Origin of the sequence: Aureimonas sp. D3 (assembly GCF_001463805.1) — a bacterium.
Lineage (GTDB): Bacteria > Pseudomonadota > Alphaproteobacteria > Rhizobiales > Rhizobiaceae > Aureimonas > Aureimonas ureilytica_A.
The window spans coordinates 1-340 of record NZ_BBWM01000113.1; the positions used below are offsets into that span (position 1 = coordinate 1).

1 protein-coding gene is annotated in these 340 nt (G+C 57.4%); it reads left to right on the forward strand.

Annotation, left to right across the window (positions count from 1 at the left end; genetic code table 11):
• On the forward strand, window positions 1-340 hold a 340-nt coding region (locus tag AUL36_RS23045), incomplete at both ends, for a calcium-binding protein (RefSeq protein ID WP_280138007.1).

Here is a 340-nt window from a genome sequence, read left to right on the forward strand (position 1 = left end):
TGGCAAAGGCGACGACCGCATCAATAGCGGTGCGGGTTCTGACACGTACCTCTATCGAAAGGGCGACGGCTCGGATGTGATCGACGACGAAAACCGCTCGACCACAGATGTCGATGTGCTCAAGCTGCTCGACCTCAATCCGGCCGATGTTGAACTGACCAAGAACGGCGTTCATGCCCATCTCAAGGTTGTCTCTACGGGCGATGTGATCACCCTGGATGACCAATTCTGGTCTGCTACGGAAAACTGGGGCATCGAAGAGATCCGGTTCGCCGACGGTACCCTGTGGGACCGCGCCAAGATCAACGATCTGACAAGCGTTACCCGCGGAACATCGGGG